General features: G+C 47.9%; 18 protein-coding genes. 17 read left to right on the top strand and 1 reads right to left on the bottom strand.

What is annotated here, in order from left to right:
* Positions 1-159 precede the first annotated feature (159 nt).
* On the top strand, positions 160-1,110 hold the full coding sequence (rluC, locus tag ACTHY5_RS02870; protein ID WP_441876089.1) for a 23S rRNA pseudouridine(955/2504/2580) synthase RluC: 951 nt from the start codon (positions 160-162) through the stop codon (positions 1,108-1,110).
* 2 nt (positions 1,111-1,112) lie between these two features.
* A complete protein-coding gene (locus ACTHY5_RS02865; RefSeq protein ID WP_441876086.1) occupies positions 1,113-1,754 on the top strand; it encodes an HAD family hydrolase in 642 nt (213 codons plus the stop codon).
* 79 nt (positions 1,755-1,833) lie between these two features.
* Here the strand turns inward: ACTHY5_RS02865 and ACTHY5_RS02860 are convergent, their stop codons facing one another.
* A complete protein-coding gene (locus ACTHY5_RS02860) occupies positions 1,834-2,412 on the bottom strand; it encodes a Maf family protein (RefSeq protein WP_441876083.1) in 579 nt (192 codons plus the stop codon).
* A gap of 149 nt (positions 2,413-2,561) precedes the next feature.
* On the opposite strand from ACTHY5_RS02860, the gene yceD reads away from it, so the two are divergent.
* From yceD to ACTHY5_RS02785, 15 genes are all read left to right on the top strand, one after another.
* Positions 2,562-3,083 (top strand): 23S rRNA accumulation protein YceD, encoded by a 522-nt coding sequence (gene yceD / locus ACTHY5_RS02855; protein WP_441876080.1) that lies wholly within the window; start codon positions 2,562-2,564, stop codon positions 3,081-3,083.
* Between the two features lie 21 nt (positions 3,084-3,104).
* Entirely contained in the window at positions 3,105-3,275 is a 171-nt protein-coding gene (rpmF, locus tag ACTHY5_RS02850) for a 50S ribosomal protein L32 (RefSeq protein WP_441876077.1), read from the top strand.
* A 6-nt stretch (positions 3,276-3,281) separates the two neighbouring features.
* Complete coding sequence (gene plsX / locus ACTHY5_RS02845; protein ID WP_441876075.1) at positions 3,282-4,292, top strand: phosphate acyltransferase PlsX; 1,011 nt, start codon at positions 3,282-3,284, stop codon at positions 4,290-4,292.
* 5 nt (positions 4,293-4,297) lie between these two features.
* Positions 4,298-5,257, top strand: a complete 960-nt coding sequence (locus tag ACTHY5_RS02840) for a beta-ketoacyl-ACP synthase III (protein ID WP_441876072.1) — start codon at positions 4,298-4,300, stop codon at positions 5,255-5,257.
* Positions 5,258-5,303: 46 nt separating this feature from the next.
* Entirely contained in the window at positions 5,304-6,254 is a 951-nt protein-coding gene (gene fabD, locus ACTHY5_RS02835; protein ID WP_441876070.1) for an ACP S-malonyltransferase, read from the top strand.
* 99 nt (positions 6,255-6,353) lie between these two features.
* On the top strand, positions 6,354-7,088 hold the full coding sequence (fabG, locus tag ACTHY5_RS02830; protein ID WP_441876067.1) for a 3-oxoacyl-ACP reductase FabG: 735 nt from the start codon (positions 6,354-6,356) through the stop codon (positions 7,086-7,088).
* Between the two features lie 158 nt (positions 7,089-7,246).
* Complete coding sequence (gene acpP / locus ACTHY5_RS02825) at positions 7,247-7,483, top strand: acyl carrier protein (protein WP_086963052.1); 237 nt, start codon at positions 7,247-7,249, stop codon at positions 7,481-7,483.
* Between the two features lie 71 nt (positions 7,484-7,554).
* Positions 7,555-8,796: a beta-ketoacyl-ACP synthase II gene (gene fabF, locus ACTHY5_RS02820; RefSeq protein ID WP_441876065.1), complete on the top strand. Its 1,242-nt coding sequence runs from the start codon at positions 7,555-7,557 to the stop codon at positions 8,794-8,796.
* Between the two features lie 58 nt (positions 8,797-8,854).
* A complete protein-coding gene (gene pabC / locus ACTHY5_RS02815) occupies positions 8,855-9,685 on the top strand; it encodes an aminodeoxychorismate lyase (protein ID WP_441876063.1) in 831 nt (276 codons plus the stop codon).
* On the top strand, positions 9,669-10,682 hold the full coding sequence (gene mltG, locus ACTHY5_RS02810; protein ID WP_441876060.1) for an endolytic transglycosylase MltG: 1,014 nt from the start codon (positions 9,669-9,671) through the stop codon (positions 10,680-10,682). The genes pabC and mltG overlap by 17 nt, the downstream gene beginning before the upstream one ends.
* A gap of 5 nt (positions 10,683-10,687) precedes the next feature.
* On the top strand, positions 10,688-11,311 hold the full coding sequence (gene tmk, locus ACTHY5_RS02805) for a dTMP kinase (RefSeq protein ID WP_441876057.1): 624 nt from the start codon (positions 10,688-10,690) through the stop codon (positions 11,309-11,311).
* The gene (gene holB, locus ACTHY5_RS02800) at positions 11,296-12,285 is read left to right on the top strand and encodes a DNA polymerase III subunit delta' (RefSeq protein ID WP_441876054.1); all 990 of its coding nucleotides are present in this window, start codon (positions 11,296-11,298) and stop codon (positions 12,283-12,285) included. Before tmk ends, holB begins: the two co-directional genes overlap by 16 nt.
* A 108-nt stretch (positions 12,286-12,393) precedes the next feature.
* Positions 12,394-13,185, top strand: coding sequence for a TatD family hydrolase (locus ACTHY5_RS02795; RefSeq protein WP_441876051.1), 792 nt, complete (start codon positions 12,394-12,396; stop codon positions 13,183-13,185).
* A gap of 80 nt (positions 13,186-13,265) precedes the next feature.
* Complete coding sequence (locus tag ACTHY5_RS02790; RefSeq protein WP_441876048.1) at positions 13,266-13,676, top strand: NfeD family protein; 411 nt, start codon at positions 13,266-13,268, stop codon at positions 13,674-13,676.
* A gap of 16 nt (positions 13,677-13,692) precedes the next feature.
* Positions 13,693-14,646 (top strand): SPFH domain-containing protein, encoded by a 954-nt coding sequence (locus ACTHY5_RS02785; RefSeq protein ID WP_441876045.1) that lies wholly within the window; start codon positions 13,693-13,695, stop codon positions 14,644-14,646.
* Positions 14,647-15,131: the final 485 nt, after the last annotated feature.

The following is a 15,131-nucleotide window of genomic DNA, read 5'->3' as shown; positions in this document are numbered from 1 at the left end:
CCAAAGGTCGCGAATAAAACGGATAGTTAGGGGTATTCTGGAGTGTTTTCCCATTTGGGGAAAACACGAAAATCTAGGTTATTATCACACTTTAACGGTAACCTTAGCAAGGCGCCTTTTTTGCATCCTATTTCATCGACTAATGATAGAATATTGACTATGAAAACAGAACTACACCACAGCGTGCGACTGCTCACCATAGAGGCTGAGTATGAAGGGCAGCGCATAGATAATTATTTACGAACTCAGCTTAAAGGCGTTCCCAAAAGCCTGATTTATCGAATTGTGCGCAAAGGCGAGGTAAGAGTTAACAAAAAGCGCATTAAACCAGAATATAAATTGCGGGTGGGAGATATTGTTCGGGTGCCGCCGGTGCGAGTAGCAGAGCGAGATCATTCAGTGCCTGCCAATAAACAACAAGAAGTGCAGTCACTAGAGTCGGCTATTGTTTATGAAGACGATGCATTAATAGTGATCAATAAACCCTCTGGCATGGCGGTGCACGGTGGCAGTGGATTAAGCTTTGGCTTAATTGAAGGATTGCGCACCTTACGGCCTCAGGCGCGATTTTTAGAATTGGCACATCGTTTAGACAGAGATACCTCTGGACTATTATTAGTGGCGAAAAAACGCAGCATGTTACGTAACTTGCATGAGCAGCTGCGTGAAAAAACCATGAATAAATACTATTTGGCGTTAGTTCAAGGTCAGTGGCAAGCTAATCAAAAGGCGGTTAAAGCCCCACTAAGAAAATATGAACTGCCCTCGGGGGAGCGCACAGTTAAGGTTGACACCAAAGAGGGTAAACCTTCAGAAACGCGATTTAAGATACTGCAAACCTTTAGTAGCGCCACCCTAATGGAGTGCAGCCCTATTACCGGGCGCACCCATCAAATTCGCGTACATACCTTGCATGCAGGGCACCCGATTGCTGGCGATAATCGTTATGGTGATGAACAGTTTGATGAACAAATGCGCCGTTTGGGCCTTAAGCGCTTGTTTTTACATGCGTGTCGTTTACGCTTTTTTCACCCAGGCCGAGAAGAGCAGATGGTAGTAGAGGCGCCGTTAGAGCCATCGCTACAAAAATTACTCACTAAAATGAGGTAGGTATGAAGTATCGTCTGATTATTTTTGACTGGGATGGCACCCTAATGGATTCGGTTGCCCGCATCGTCTCCTGTATGGAAGCCGCCGCACGAGACTGTCAGTTAACTGTGCCTACGGCTGCCGCGGTGCGCGATATTATTGGTTTAAGCTTACATAAAGCCTTTCCTATTTTATTTGGTGCTCTTAGTGAGCAGCAAGCGCAACTGCTGTTAACAACTTATCGCTGTCATTATATGGAGCTTAACAGCACACCAACGCCGTTATTTGCAGGGGCTGGGGAGTTAATAACAAGCTTGCACCAAGGCGGTTACCAATTAGCCGTCGCCACAGGAAAGTACCGCGCAGGGTTAGATGCGGTTTTAACCAGTACCCAACTGGGTGAGTATTTTCATGCCTTACGTGGTGCCGACCAGGCATTATCTAAGCCTAATCCTCTGATGCTTGAGCAAATATTAACTGAGCTTAAACTCACCCCCGCAGATGCGGTGATGGTGGGGGATTCCAGCTATGACTTGGCGATGGCGAACGCGATCGGCATGGACTGCATAGGTGTGACCTATGGCGTGCACGATGTTGCTAGGTTATGCCAACATACTCCGGTGGCTTTAATTGATGATATTCGCGAGCTAACAAAGTGGATCTAATCATTGGTAAAGCGGTACGCTTTACGCTAACCGCGGTACGAAAAAACATCCCCCTTGACTTATTTAAGCGTGAACGCTGTTAAGGCACGGCGATCCCACATTGACCTAATAGATCGACTAGGGCGATTAACGGCAAGCCGACCAAGCTGTTAGGGTCGCGGCCATCCATGCGCTCAAATAAACTGATGCCTAAGCCTTCACATTTAAAGGCGCCGGCACAGTCAAGGGCGGGCTCTTGTGCCAGATAGCGATCAACTTGGGCCTCATTTAAGTGACGAAAGGTGACGGAAAAAGGCTCCACCATTGAGTGCATCTGTTGTTGGGCGGCATCATACACCGCCAGCCCTGTATAAAAGGTGAGGGTTTGGCCGCTGGCGGCTAATAACTGGGCTTTGGCCTTGGCTAACGTGCCAGGTTTGCCAAGGATCTGCCCTTGACTTACGCACACTTGATCTGAGCCAATAATGATGGCTTGGGGTTCATCTGCTGCCACCGCATAGGCTTTTTGCTCTGCTAAGCGCAGTACCAGCTTGGGGGCGGTTTCTAACGGTAGGGGCTGTTCGTTAATATTAGGGCTAATAGAGTGAAACGTTAACCCTAGCTTTTGTAATAATTGTTGGCGGTATATGGATGAAGAGGCAAGAATAAGCGTGGGCATAATAGGGCAGTATCAATCATTAATGGGAGCCAGCAGTATAGCAGCTTCATGCTGGGAACAGAGGGGTGCCAACCTTGTTTGGGTTATTTATCGATATAAGTGTGTTTTTCTTTGACTATAATGCTGTGTCTCTATAATATGCGCGCCTTATGGAAAAGGTAAAGTTGCCCAATAAGGTTGATCCCGCTCGCTGCGCGCAAAATCGTCTTAAATATCAAGGCGAGTATGGCGCACATCTAATGCCCAGATTAGCGGAGTCAACTCAAGGTATCCATGGTGATATCGACGTGTCTCTAGACTTTGGTACCGATGCCCAAGGGCTACGTATTGTCTCGGGGTCTACCCGAGCTCATGTGTTGCTCCAGTGCCAAAGATGTAATGAGCTGTTTGATACCACTGTAGAATCCGAATTTACATATACGCCGTTGCGTGCAAATGCATCGGTGCCAGAATTGCCGGAAGACTACGACATTATAGAAGTGGATGAGGCTGGTGAAGTCAGCTTAGTTGAATTGATTGAGGATGAACTCATTCTTAGCATTCCCCAGATACCGACTCATGAAAATGAGCAATGTTCTGAGGGTCAATTTGACCAAAGTTTTGGTAAGCTACCCACCGTGGAAGAACGTCCGAATCCTTTTGCGATTTTGGAAGAATTAAAACGTAAGTAACCGATTTAGGAGTGAAGTCAAATGGCCGTACAAAAGAGTAAAGTATCTCGTGCCGTTCGTGGCAGCCGCCGTGGACACGATTCATTGACAACAGCACAGTTGTCTGTAGACAAAACGACCGGTGAATTGCACCGTCGTCACCACGTAACTGCTGATGGCTTTTACCGTGGTGTAAAGGTTATTAATAAGTAATATCCTTTGTCGCAGCTAATTGTTGCGTTAGATATGATGGGGGGCGATTATGGCCCTCCTATAACAGTGCCTGCCGCCGTGCAGGCGCTGTCGCTTCTGCCTGATCTCAATTTGCTCTTGTTTGGTCTAGAAGACGAACTTGCCCCTTGGTTATCTCGTTTTCAATTAGATCAACACCCGCGTGTGCAGGTTCAATATTGCAGTCAGCAGGTGGGCAATGATGATAAAGCCGCTTATGCCCTGCGCCATCTAACCGACTCTTCTATGCGCAATGCGCTTGATGCTTTGGCATTAGGGCGTGCTTGTGCCTGCGTGAGTGGCGGTAACACAGGCGCGCTAATGGCTATGGCCATCAAAACACTCAGCACCTTACCCGGAGTAGACAGACCCGCCTTAATAACGCGATTGCCTCAAGTTGGAGGAGGTTATGCTTTATTGCTGGACGTGGGGGCTAATATTAGCTGCAATGCCGAACAGTTAGTACAGTTTGCCTTAATGGGTGAACAAACCGCACAACACACCTTAGGGATTGCACACCCGCGTATTGCGTTACTGAATGTAGGCGCTGAGGCTAGTAAAGGTAATGAGGCCGTGCGCCAAGCCGGATTACGTTTGCGTGAACATACTGAGTTAGACTATAGCGGCTACATTGAAGGCAATGAGTTATTTTTGGGTCGAGCCGACGTTATTGTGTGTGATGGATTTGTGGGTAACGTCGCCCTAAAGACCAGCGAAGGAGTAGCCAAACTACTGCTGAGCCAACGTAGAAGAAGTGGTTTTTTAAGCAAGTTCTTAACGTTTTGTTTAAAAAAACGCCTCTCTCATCTGAACCCCGACCAGTATAACGGTGCAAGTCTGATAGGATTACGCGCCAGTGTGGTAAAAAGCCATGGCAGTGCCGGCTCATCCGCCTTTTTAAATGCGATCTTACAGGCTGTAGGTCAAATAGAATACAATTTGCCTGCGAGCATCGCGCACCGTTTTGATACTGCCTTACAGGACAGCCACCTAAGATAATGCCTATGAACAGTAAAATATTGGGAACCGGCAGCTACCTGCCATCAGCGGTACGTACTAATGCCGATTTAGAGAAAATGGTAGACACCAGCGATAGTTGGATAGTTGAGCGCACCGGTATTCGTGAGCGCCGTATTGCCAATGCCGATGAAACCATCGCCAGCATGTCGCACCAAGCGGCACTCCGCGCCTTGGAAGCTGCAGGAATGAGTGCGCTTGAACTTGACATGATAGTACTAGCCACCACTAGTAGCGAAAATGCCTTTCCGGCAGCGGCCTGCCAAGTACAAGCACTGCTGGAAATTCCTGGCATTGCGGCTTTTGACTTGTCTGCGGCCTGTGCCGGATTTAGCTATGCCTTGAGTGTGGCTGATCAATTTATTAAAAGTGGCCAAGCGCGTCACATTTTAGTGATTGGGGCGGATGCGTTGTCGAGAGCGTGCGATCCTACAGATCGTGGCACTGTGATTTTATTTGGTGACGGTGCCGGTGCTGTGATACTGGGCGCCAGCGAAGAGCTGGGTATTTTGTCGACGCATTTACATGCTGATGGTCGATATGGCGACATGCTGAAGTTACCTCATAGTCAACGCAGCAATAACGATGCCGACATGAATGCGTATATGAGCATGAAAGGCAACGATGTATTCAAGGTTGCGGTGTCGCGTTTAAGCGAAATTGTGACCCAGACCTTAGAAGCTAACAATATAGATAAATCTGAGCTGGACTGGTTGGTCCCTCATCAGGCAAATTACCGTATTATTAATGCCACCGCGCGTAAGTTAGGCATGTCACTTGACAGTGTCATCCTAACACTAGACCGACATGGCAACACGTCGGCGGCCAGTGTGCCTATCGCTTTTGATGAAGGGGTACGTGATGGTCGTATTCAGCGAGGCCATTTGGTATTGCTCGAAGCTTTTGGTGGTGGTTTTGCATGGGGCTCAGCCCTAGTGCGCTTTTAAGCCCGAGTCTGGTGTAAACCCAGGACGCTTTTAAAAAGGACAAACAATGACATTTGCCATTACCTTTCCCGGTCAGGGATCTCAAACCGTGGGTATGCTTGCGGAGTTATTAGCGGAACATAACAGCGTAAAAGAGACCTTTGCTGAGGCATCTACCGCCTTGGGGTATGATCTTGCTGAGTTAGTGCTTAACGGACCGGCAGACGAGTTAAATAAAACATGGCGGACTCAACCTGCTTTATTAACGGCATCAGTGGCTATTTGGCGTTTATGGCAGCAAGAAGGCGGTGAACAACCCGCAGTGATGGCAGGCCACAGTTTAGGTGAGTATTCGGCGCTGGTGTGTGCTGGCGTATTAAGCTTAAGCGATGCGGTGAAGCTGGTTGAGCTGCGTGGTCAGTTAATGCAAGAAGCCGTGCCCGAAGGTACCGGGGCGATGTCGGCGATTATTGGGCTAGACAACGATGCCATTATTGCTAACTGTGCTAAAGCGCAACAAGACGAAGTAGTATCTGCTGTTAACTTTAACTCGCCCGGGCAGGTTGTTATTGCCGGTAATAAAGCGGCGGTAGAGCGTGCCAATGTGCTAATGAAAGAAAGCGGCGCTAAGCGTGCCTTGCCATTGCCGGTAAGCGTACCGTCGCACTGCGCCTTAATGCGTAGTGCCGCCGAGCAGCTTGAGCAAACGCTTTCTAGTATGACCTTTAATGAGCCCACTATACCGGTGATTAATAACGTTGATGTAAAGCAAGAGACGTGTGCGCGTGCCATTAAAGACGCTTTAGTACGCCAGCTTTATAGCCCAGTACGTTGGACAGAAACGGTAGAAACCTTGGTCACCAAAGGCGTAACGTTATCCCTTGAAATGGGCCCGGGTAAAGTGTTGTCTGGTTTGGCTAAACGCATAGATAAACGCGTTACCGGTCAGGCAGTTAATGACGCGGCCAGTGTGCAAGAAGCACTCGCAGCAGTGCAAGCATTGAACGTTAAAGCATAATACACACAATTTTAATAAGAGCTGGCAAAGTGCACAATGGACACCTAAAGGGTGTGGTGATGCAATATGCCAGCTTTTGCTATCACTGAAGGAGTCTTAATGAGTTTTTCCGGTAAAGTTGTACTGGTAACAGGTGCTAGCCGAGGTATTGGCCGCGCAACCGCTGAGCTTTTTGTTAGCCGTGGTGCCACTGTGGTGGGCACGGCAACCAGCGAAAAGGGCGCAAACGCCATTAGCGAATACTTGGGTGATAATGGCACCGGCTTAGTATTAAACGTCACAGATGCCAGCTCACTAGAGCAGCTGCTAAAGACCATTAAAGAGCGTTATGGTGATATTGATGTGCTGGTGAATAATGCCGGTATTACCCGCGATAATCTGTTAATGCGTATGAAAGAAGATGAGTGGCAAGATATTATTGATACTAACTTGACCTCGGTATTTCGTGTCTCTAAAGCAGTATTACGCGCCATGATGAAAAAGCGTCACGGTCGTATTGTGACTATCGGCTCGGTAGTGGGCACCATGGGTAATGGTGGCCAAGCGAACTACGCCGCGGCTAAAGCCGGTTTAATTGGGTTTAGTAAGTCACTGGGGCGTGAAGTGGCGTCTCGTGGCATTACTGTTAATGTGGTGTCACCTGGGTTCATTGAAACTGACATGACACGCGCATTGAATGAAGAGCAAAGGGAAGGTATCTTGTCGCAGGTGCCGGCACAACGTTTGGGTGATCCCAAAGAAATTGCCTCTGCTGTGGCTTTTTTAGCCTCAGATGAAGCAAGTTATATTACAGGCGAAACGCTGCACGTAAATGGTGGCATGTACATGGTGTGATGAAAATCTCCGCAGTTGCAGACTGTTTGATGGAAAATTCCGCATATTAGGTGTTTTTTCTGGTTTGACCAGCGTTAAATAGTCTTGCAAACCACGGTTATTTTAATACACTACCGCAACGACACGCACTAGCGTATTTCTAAAGGATAATACTGGTCATGAGCAATATTGAAGAACGTGTAAAAAAAATCATCATTGAGCAACTGGGTGTTAAAGAAGAAGAAGTTAAATCTGAAGCTTCTTTCGTAGATGACTTAGGTGCAGACTCTTTGGACACCGTTGAGTTAGTAATGGCTTTGGAAGAAGAATTCGATACTGAAATTCCTGATGAAGAAGCTGAAAAAATCACCACCGTTAAAGCGGCTGTTGATTACATCAACGCTAACCAAGAGTAATAAACCTGTGCCGAAGTGGCCATTCGCCACTTCGGCATTTTTCTTATACTAACCCTTTCGGAGACGTTCCTGTGTCCAAACGCAGAGTCGTAGTGACAGGTCTCGGTATGCTCTCACCTGTTGGTAACACCGTTAATGCCAGCTGGCAGGCTGTGCTAGCAGGCCAAAGTGGCATTAGCAATATTGAGCACTTTGATACTACCGAATACGGCACTAAATTCGCAGGCCTGGTCAAGGACTTCGTTCCCGAAGATCATGGTATCGCTAAAAAAGAAGCCCGTAAGATGGATCTCTTTATCCAGTACGGGGTGGCTGCAGGTTTGCAAGCCATGGCTGATTCAGGCCTAGAGATTAATGACACTAATGCCGATCGCGTTGGTGTTTCGATTGGTTCAGGTATTGGCGGGTTGGGCTTAATTGAGCACAATCACACTAATCTTCTGGCCAGCGGACCGCGTAAATTAAGCCCGTTTTTTGTTCCCTCTACCATCATCAATATGGTATCTGGACACTTATCTATTATGAGTGGCTTACGCGGCCCTAATATTGCAGCAACCACTGCTTGTACTACAGGTACACACAGCATTGGTATTGCGGCCCGCATGATTGCTTACGGTGATGCCGATGCCATGCTTGCCGGCGGCACCGAAAAAGCGTCCACCACTATGGGGATGGGCGGCTTTTCAGCGGCACGTGCATTGTCTACACGCAATGATGAGCCACAAAAAGCCAGTCGTCCTTGGGACAAGGGCCGTGACGGTTTTGTGCTGGGCGACGGTGCAGGCGTAATGATGCTTGAAGAGTATGAGCATGCCAAAGCCCGTGGCGCCACTATTTATGCCGAGCTAGTGGGCTTTGGTATGAGTGGTGATGCACACCACATGACAGCGCCGCCTGCCGATGGCAGTGGTGCGGCTAAATCAATGACCAATGCCATTAATGATGCAGATATTGCTGCATCCGCGATTGGTTATGTCAACGCCCATGGCACTTCTACTCCTTTGGGGGATGTGGCCGAGCTACGAGGCGTTAAGTTAGTATTTGGTGAGCATGCACAACATCTAATGGTGAGCTCTACTAAATCGATGACTGGTCATTTATTGGGTGCTGCTGGTGCCATAGAGGCGATTTTTAGTGTGTTGGCACTGCGTGACCAAATTGCACCGCCCACCATTAACTTGGATGAACCAGATGATGAGTGTGATTTAGATTTAGTCCCTCATACGGCTAAAAAAGGTCAATTTGAATATGCATTATCCAACTCCTTCGGGTTTGGTGGCACTAATGGCTCATTGATTTTTAAGCGCATATAATGGCCTATTGGCCAATCCCAAGCCCGGCCTTTGTGCCGGGCTTTTTTATGGGGGCAAGATGCATATTTTTATTAGCGACAGCACTGGGGTATATAAAGAAGCCAAAGATTGCGAGTTAGTCGCGGCGCTAAGCCGAGCTTGGCAGTTAGGGGATGGGCATTTTAGTACGCTGCATGCCTACCAAGGGCAGCTTATTAATTGGCCTTACCATGTCGCTCGACTCAAACAAGCCTGCCAGCGTTTGCAGATGGTTATGCCTAATGAAAGTACCTTGTATGCGCTGGCTAATGCCGCCATTCAGCCTGAAAGCGATCAGGTGTTGCGCATTACACTGGTGAGAGGCGTTGGGGGGCGAGGCTATAGCATGACAGGCTGTGGTGCACCTGCACTCGTGTTAAACTGTGTGCCGTTTCCTGAACATTACTATCAATGGCGCCAGCAGGGTATTGCCTTGGGTGTTTGCCAAGGGCGTTTAGGAAGTAGCCCTCTATTGGCCGGCTTAAAAACCGTGAACCGCCTTGAACAAGTGTTATTAAAAGCCGAGCTGGATGTTCAACAATGGCCCGAAGCATTAGTGCTGGATAGCGCAGGTAATGTCATTGAAGGTGTTACTGCGAATGTGTTTTGGCGAGAGGGAGAGCGTATTTTTACCCCCTCGCTGAGCAGTGCGGGTGTTTGCGGCACACTACGAGCTTGGTGTCAGCATTATTTAGGCGCACGTTTAACTGTTACTCACGCGCCATTGGCGCGCTTGCTAGCCGCCGATGAAGTTTGGTTAACTAACGCACTTATGGGCATAGTCCCCGTTATTGCTATTGGTGCTCAACATATACCGGGCACACCGATTATCACACAGGAATTACAGCAGGTTTATGAAAACACTCATTAAATGGTTGGCGCGATTATTTTTATTAGCGGTACTTGCCATAGCGGGCATCGCATTTTATGGCTTTACCCAGTGGCAAGCGTTAGAAGAAATGACCATTGCCCAGCCAGATGAAGCCTCTTTATTTGTGGTTAAGCGCGGTGAAACAACTTTTCATTTAATTAATCGTCTTGCTGATGATCCTGTGCCTGCACTTACTCGTAAAGTGTGGCTGCGTTTTCACCCTGAGCTGACTGCTGTGCGACAAGGCACCTACCAGCTTGATCAGCATACGTCACTGCGTGACGCGTTAATGACGATGGTGGAGGGGGATGTGTATCGCTTACAGGTGACCTTAGTTGAAGGCTTACGTATTAGTGATTGGCAGCAAAAGTTAGCCCAAGCAGAACATGTGAAAGTGACCTTAAATGAGGCAACTGAGGCTGATATTGCCGAACAACTGGGCATAAAAGAGGATAAGCTAGAAGGTTTATTACTCCCAGAAACCTATAGTTATACTCCCGGTGACACTGACTTATCTATTTTGCAACGTGCTCACCATGAAATGGAACAGTTTTTAGCCGATGCGTGGGAGAAACGCCGTCCAGACCTACCGATAAAAACGCCATTTGAAGCGCTTATTTTAGCCTCTATTATTGAAAAAGAGTCAGGTGTGGCGGATGAGCGCCCGTTAATCGCCTCTGTGTTTGTTAATCGATTGCGGGCCAATATGCGCTTGCAAACAGATCCCACCGTTATTTATGGCATGGGAGATGACTATGACGGTAATATTCGTAAAAAAGACTTACAAACGCACACCGCTTATAACACCTATATGATTGATGGTTTACCCCCAGGCCCTATTGCGATGCCCAGCAAAGAAGCCATTACAGCGGCCTTGCAACCACTAGATAGCAAATATTATTATTTTGTGGCCACCGGAGAAGGTGGGCGTCATTATTTTTCAAAGTCACTGCGCGAACATAACAATGCCGTGCGTCGTTATATTTTAAAAAGGTAAAGTAAATGAGCCAATTTATTGTCATTGAAGGGCTCGAAGGTGCCGGGAAAAGTACGGTGCAAGGGCATGTAGCTGACTGGCTTGAGCGTAAGGGGCTGACTGTATTGCGCACTCGAGAGCCTGGGGGGACCCCCTTGGCAGAAAAAATGCGCGGTTTGGTTAAAGAGGTGCATGACGAGCCTTTAACCATGGAAGCAGAGTTGCTTCTTATGTATGCGGCACGGGTTCAGTTAGTGAAAGGGTGCATTCAACCGGCATTAGCGGCAAACACTTGGGTGGTGGGCGACAGGCACGACTGGTCGTCTTTGGCTTACCAAGGCGGAGGGCGAGGTATTGATTTAGCCCTTATTCGCCAAATTAAGCAGGCAGTGTTAGGCGATTTCACACCTAATTTAGTGCTGTACCTTGATATTGATCCTGCTCAAGGCTTAGCACGGGCGCGAGTTCGCGGTGAATTAGACCGCATTGAGCAAGAGCAGTTGAGCTTTTTTGAGCGTACCCGTGCCGGTTATTTAGCCTTAGCTAACAACAATCCAGACTGTGAGATAATAGATGCCAGCCAAACTGAGGTAGAGGTAAAAGCGTCAGTTTTAGCCTGTTTGGAGCGTCGTCTGTGTACCCTTGGTTAACGCAAACCGTCGCGCAATTAACTCACCTGATTGCAGAGCAGCAATTGGGCCATGCGCTGTTGTTAAAGGGCATCGATGGTCTTGGTAAGCGTGAGCTTGGTTACCATATAGCAAACGCTTTATTATGCCAACATACTAAAGGTCGTGCTAGTGACAAGGTAACCGATAAATCTGTGCCTTGTGGTCACTGTCATAGCTGTCAATTAGTCACCGCTGGCAGCCACCCTGATCTGCACCTTATTCGTACCGACCAGCGTAGCATTAGTGTCGATACTATACGCCAGCTTACTCAAGTACTCAGTGACAGTGCGCAGCTAGGTCATGGCAAAGTGGCAGTCATTGAACAAGCCGAGAAAATGACCGAAGCGGCGGCGAATGCGCTATTAAAAACCTTAGAAGAGCCGGCGGGGCAGTCAAGTATACTGCTCATTAGCTCTCAGCCTGAACGCTTGTTACCCACTATTCATAGCCGGTGCCAGCCATGGCTGATACCCGTGCCAGATCCTAATTTGGTATTGAATTGGTTGACTGAGCAGGGCGTGGCCACCGCCAGTGCCGCCACTAATATTACTGCCCTCAATGTTAATCAGGGGTCGCCGCTCAATACCCGTGATTATTTATCTGAAGGCATTGATAAGCGCCGGCGTGAATTACTACAACAGTGCGCGCAGCTAAGGCGAGAGCCTCAGTTATTGAATGCCGTACACTCGGGATTATTAGCACATTCGGTGCACATTGTGTGGTTGCAACTGCTATTGCAAGACGCTTTACAATTATCATTGGGCCTGTCAACGGCGCACTTGCGTTTAGTTGACAGTGAAGCTGTATGTCGTGATATGAGCCAGTTAGGGGCTGCTAAACTCACGCGAATACTAGATGAATTAATGCAATGGCGCCGCTGTTTACAACCCACAGTGGGGCGGCCTGTCAATGCGGGGTTACAGCTCACACAATGGCTCACTAATATCACTTAAAAGCAGAGTGCGCTGTCTGTGAATTACCTGGCAAAGTACGTTTATTACTCACTAAGCGCGAATTACATGCGGTTTAGCATTATTTATCGATAAATAAAGGAGACAGTTTTGCTGGTTGACTCTCATTGCCACCTAGACAAACTTGAATACGGCATCAAGCACCAAGATATGGCCGAGGCCATACAAAAAGCGGCGAACCGCGGTGTTAATCACATGCTTTGTGTGAGTGTGGGGCTTGCTACTTTTCCTGATATGTTGGCAGCGATTAAGCCCTATCCACAGGTATTTGCCTCTTGTGGGGTGCATCCTTTGCATCAAGGCGATGAGCCTAACGATCCACAATTATTACATCAGTTGGCGGCCGATCCTTCTGTGGTTGCCATTGGCGAAACCGGGCTTGATTATTTTTATGCCCCTGAATCTGCTGAATTACAGCGTCGCTCCTTTAAGCAGCATGTAGCAGCGGCGGTGGCACTGAATAAACCACTGATCATTCATACCCGTAATGCCCAGCAAGATACCTTAGATATTTTACGTGAAGGCGGCGCCGATAAAGTGGGTGGGGTATTACATTGCTTTACAGAGTCATTAGAGATGGCTGAAGCGGCGATAGAGCTTGGGTTTTATATTTCTATCTCTGGCATTATTACCTTTAACAGCGCTAAAGCACTGCGCGAAGTGGTTAAAGCCTTGCCGCTAGAGCGCTTACTAGTAGAAACTGACTCCCCATGGCTTGCGCCTGTGCCGTTTCGGGGTGAAGAAAATGAACCTGCCTATACCCGTACGGTGGCAGAGTTTATTGCCAAGCTAAAAGGTCTCACCGTAGAAGAAGTCTCGGCGCAAACCACAGCCAACTTCTTTGAATTATTTAAGCTTGCCAAGCCACAAAGCGAGCTATAACACGACAAGCATCAAGGTTAGCCCGCGCCGCCTTTGAGTGTTATGGTTGAGCGATATACGTTTACCTTAGGAGAGCGACTTTGCTTGCATGGCATGGCTGGCTAATTGCCGCCTTAGTACTCTTGTTATTAGAGTTAACGGGCACTGGCTTTATCGCCTTCGCCCTTGGCTTAGCCGCCTTGATCACCATGGCGGCTGCTTGGCTTAATATTGGCCTTAGCGCACAGTGGTTTATTTTTGCGATCAGCGCACTCATATTAGCCCCAGTGCTTAAATACCTATTTCGCCGTTACGCACCTTCAAAACGCACCAGCTTTTTAGCCGGAGAGGGGCAACAATACGGTGAAATTGTGCAGCTAGAGTCAGGGGATTATCGGCTTAAACTAGAAGCCGACTTGTTTATGGTGCGCAGTCAATCTGGGGCCAAGCTAACCGTTGGCAGCCAAGTTAAAATATTACGCTTTGATGGCATCACCGCTATTATTGCCTAACAAGGAGATTTTATTAATGGATATAACATTCATAATTGCAGTGATATTAACGGTAGTCGTGGTGGTGTTTGTTGCCAAAGGGCTAATGATAGTGCAGCAATCAGAGGCCGTCGTTATTGAACGTTTAGGGAGTTATAACAAAACTTTAAGCCCTGGGGTTAACTGGATCATCCCCATTATTGATAAACCCCGTTCCATTAAAGTGCGTCGTTATCGTGCTATACGTGGCGAAAATGTCGCCATCGTACAAGAAGAAACCCGTATAGATAGACGCGAAACCGTGCTCGACTTTCCTGGTCAATCTGTGGTGACCGCAGATAACGTCAGCGTTAATGTTAACGGCGCCTTGTACTTTCAGGTGATTGATCCTGAGCGAGCCGTGTATCAAACCGAAAACCTTATTCAAGCCATCGAGATTTTAGCTAAAACCTCATTGCGTTCCGAAATGGGTAAAATGGAGCTAGATAAGCTGTTTGAGTCTCGCCAAGAGATTAATGACAAACTGCAAGTGGTAATGGATGAAGCCGGCAATAAATGGGGTGTTAAAGTCACCCGAGTTGAAATTCAAGACATTATTATTCCAGCAGAAGTGGAAGACGCCATGCGCAAACAAATGGCGGCAGAGCGCGAGCGCCGTGCATTAGTACTGCGTGCCAGTGGTGAGCGAGAAGCTGCCATTGCCAAAGCCGAAGGTGAAAAACGCTCCAGCATTTTAGTGGCAGAGGGCAGCAAAGAAGCCGCCATTTTAATGGCAGAAGGCCAACGTAAAGCCATAGACGAAGTGCTATCAGCGGCCAACGAGCAATTAGACCCACAATTAATGATTGGCTATTTACTGGGGCTAGAGTACTTAAAAACCCTGCCAGAAATTGGTAAAGAAGGTGACCGCATTTTCTTACCTTTTGAAGCCAGCAGCGTATTAGGTGCCGTAGGCAGCATAGAATCGCTATTAAACATGCCGAAAAAATAACCCTTTAGTCGTCATTGCGAGGAGTACGCGACGCGGCAATACGTTGCTCGCCATACGCCGTACGTAAAAAACAAGACAGCGTTTGCTTTAACTTAAGGCGTACCGCGTTAAACGTATTACTTTCCCTAAGCCGTCATTGCGAGGAGCGCAGCGACGCGGCAATCCATATAACAGACAGCGGTACGTTACCCGCTATACGCTGTACGTGAAAACCAAACCAGTGTTTTCTAACGTATAGCGTACAGCGTTAAACGAATAGCTTTCCTTTAGCCGTCATTGCGAGGAGCGCAGCGACGCGGCAATCCATGTAACAGACAGCTATACGTTACCCGCCATACGCCGTACGTAAAAAACAAGACAGTACTTCTTTAACTTAAGGCGTACCGCGTTAAACGTACAGCTTTCCTTTAGCCGTCATCCTATGCTTTTCCTGTTGGTTATAGACGTATAATCCAACAACCAAAAGAGAAGGGCTGAGGCTGAGT

Origin of the sequence: Oceanisphaera sp. (genome assembly GCF_052084945.1) — a bacterium.
Taxonomy (GTDB): Bacteria; Pseudomonadota; Gammaproteobacteria; order Enterobacterales; family Aeromonadaceae; genus Oceanimonas.
This window is presented reverse-complemented; position numbering and strand designations above follow the sequence as displayed.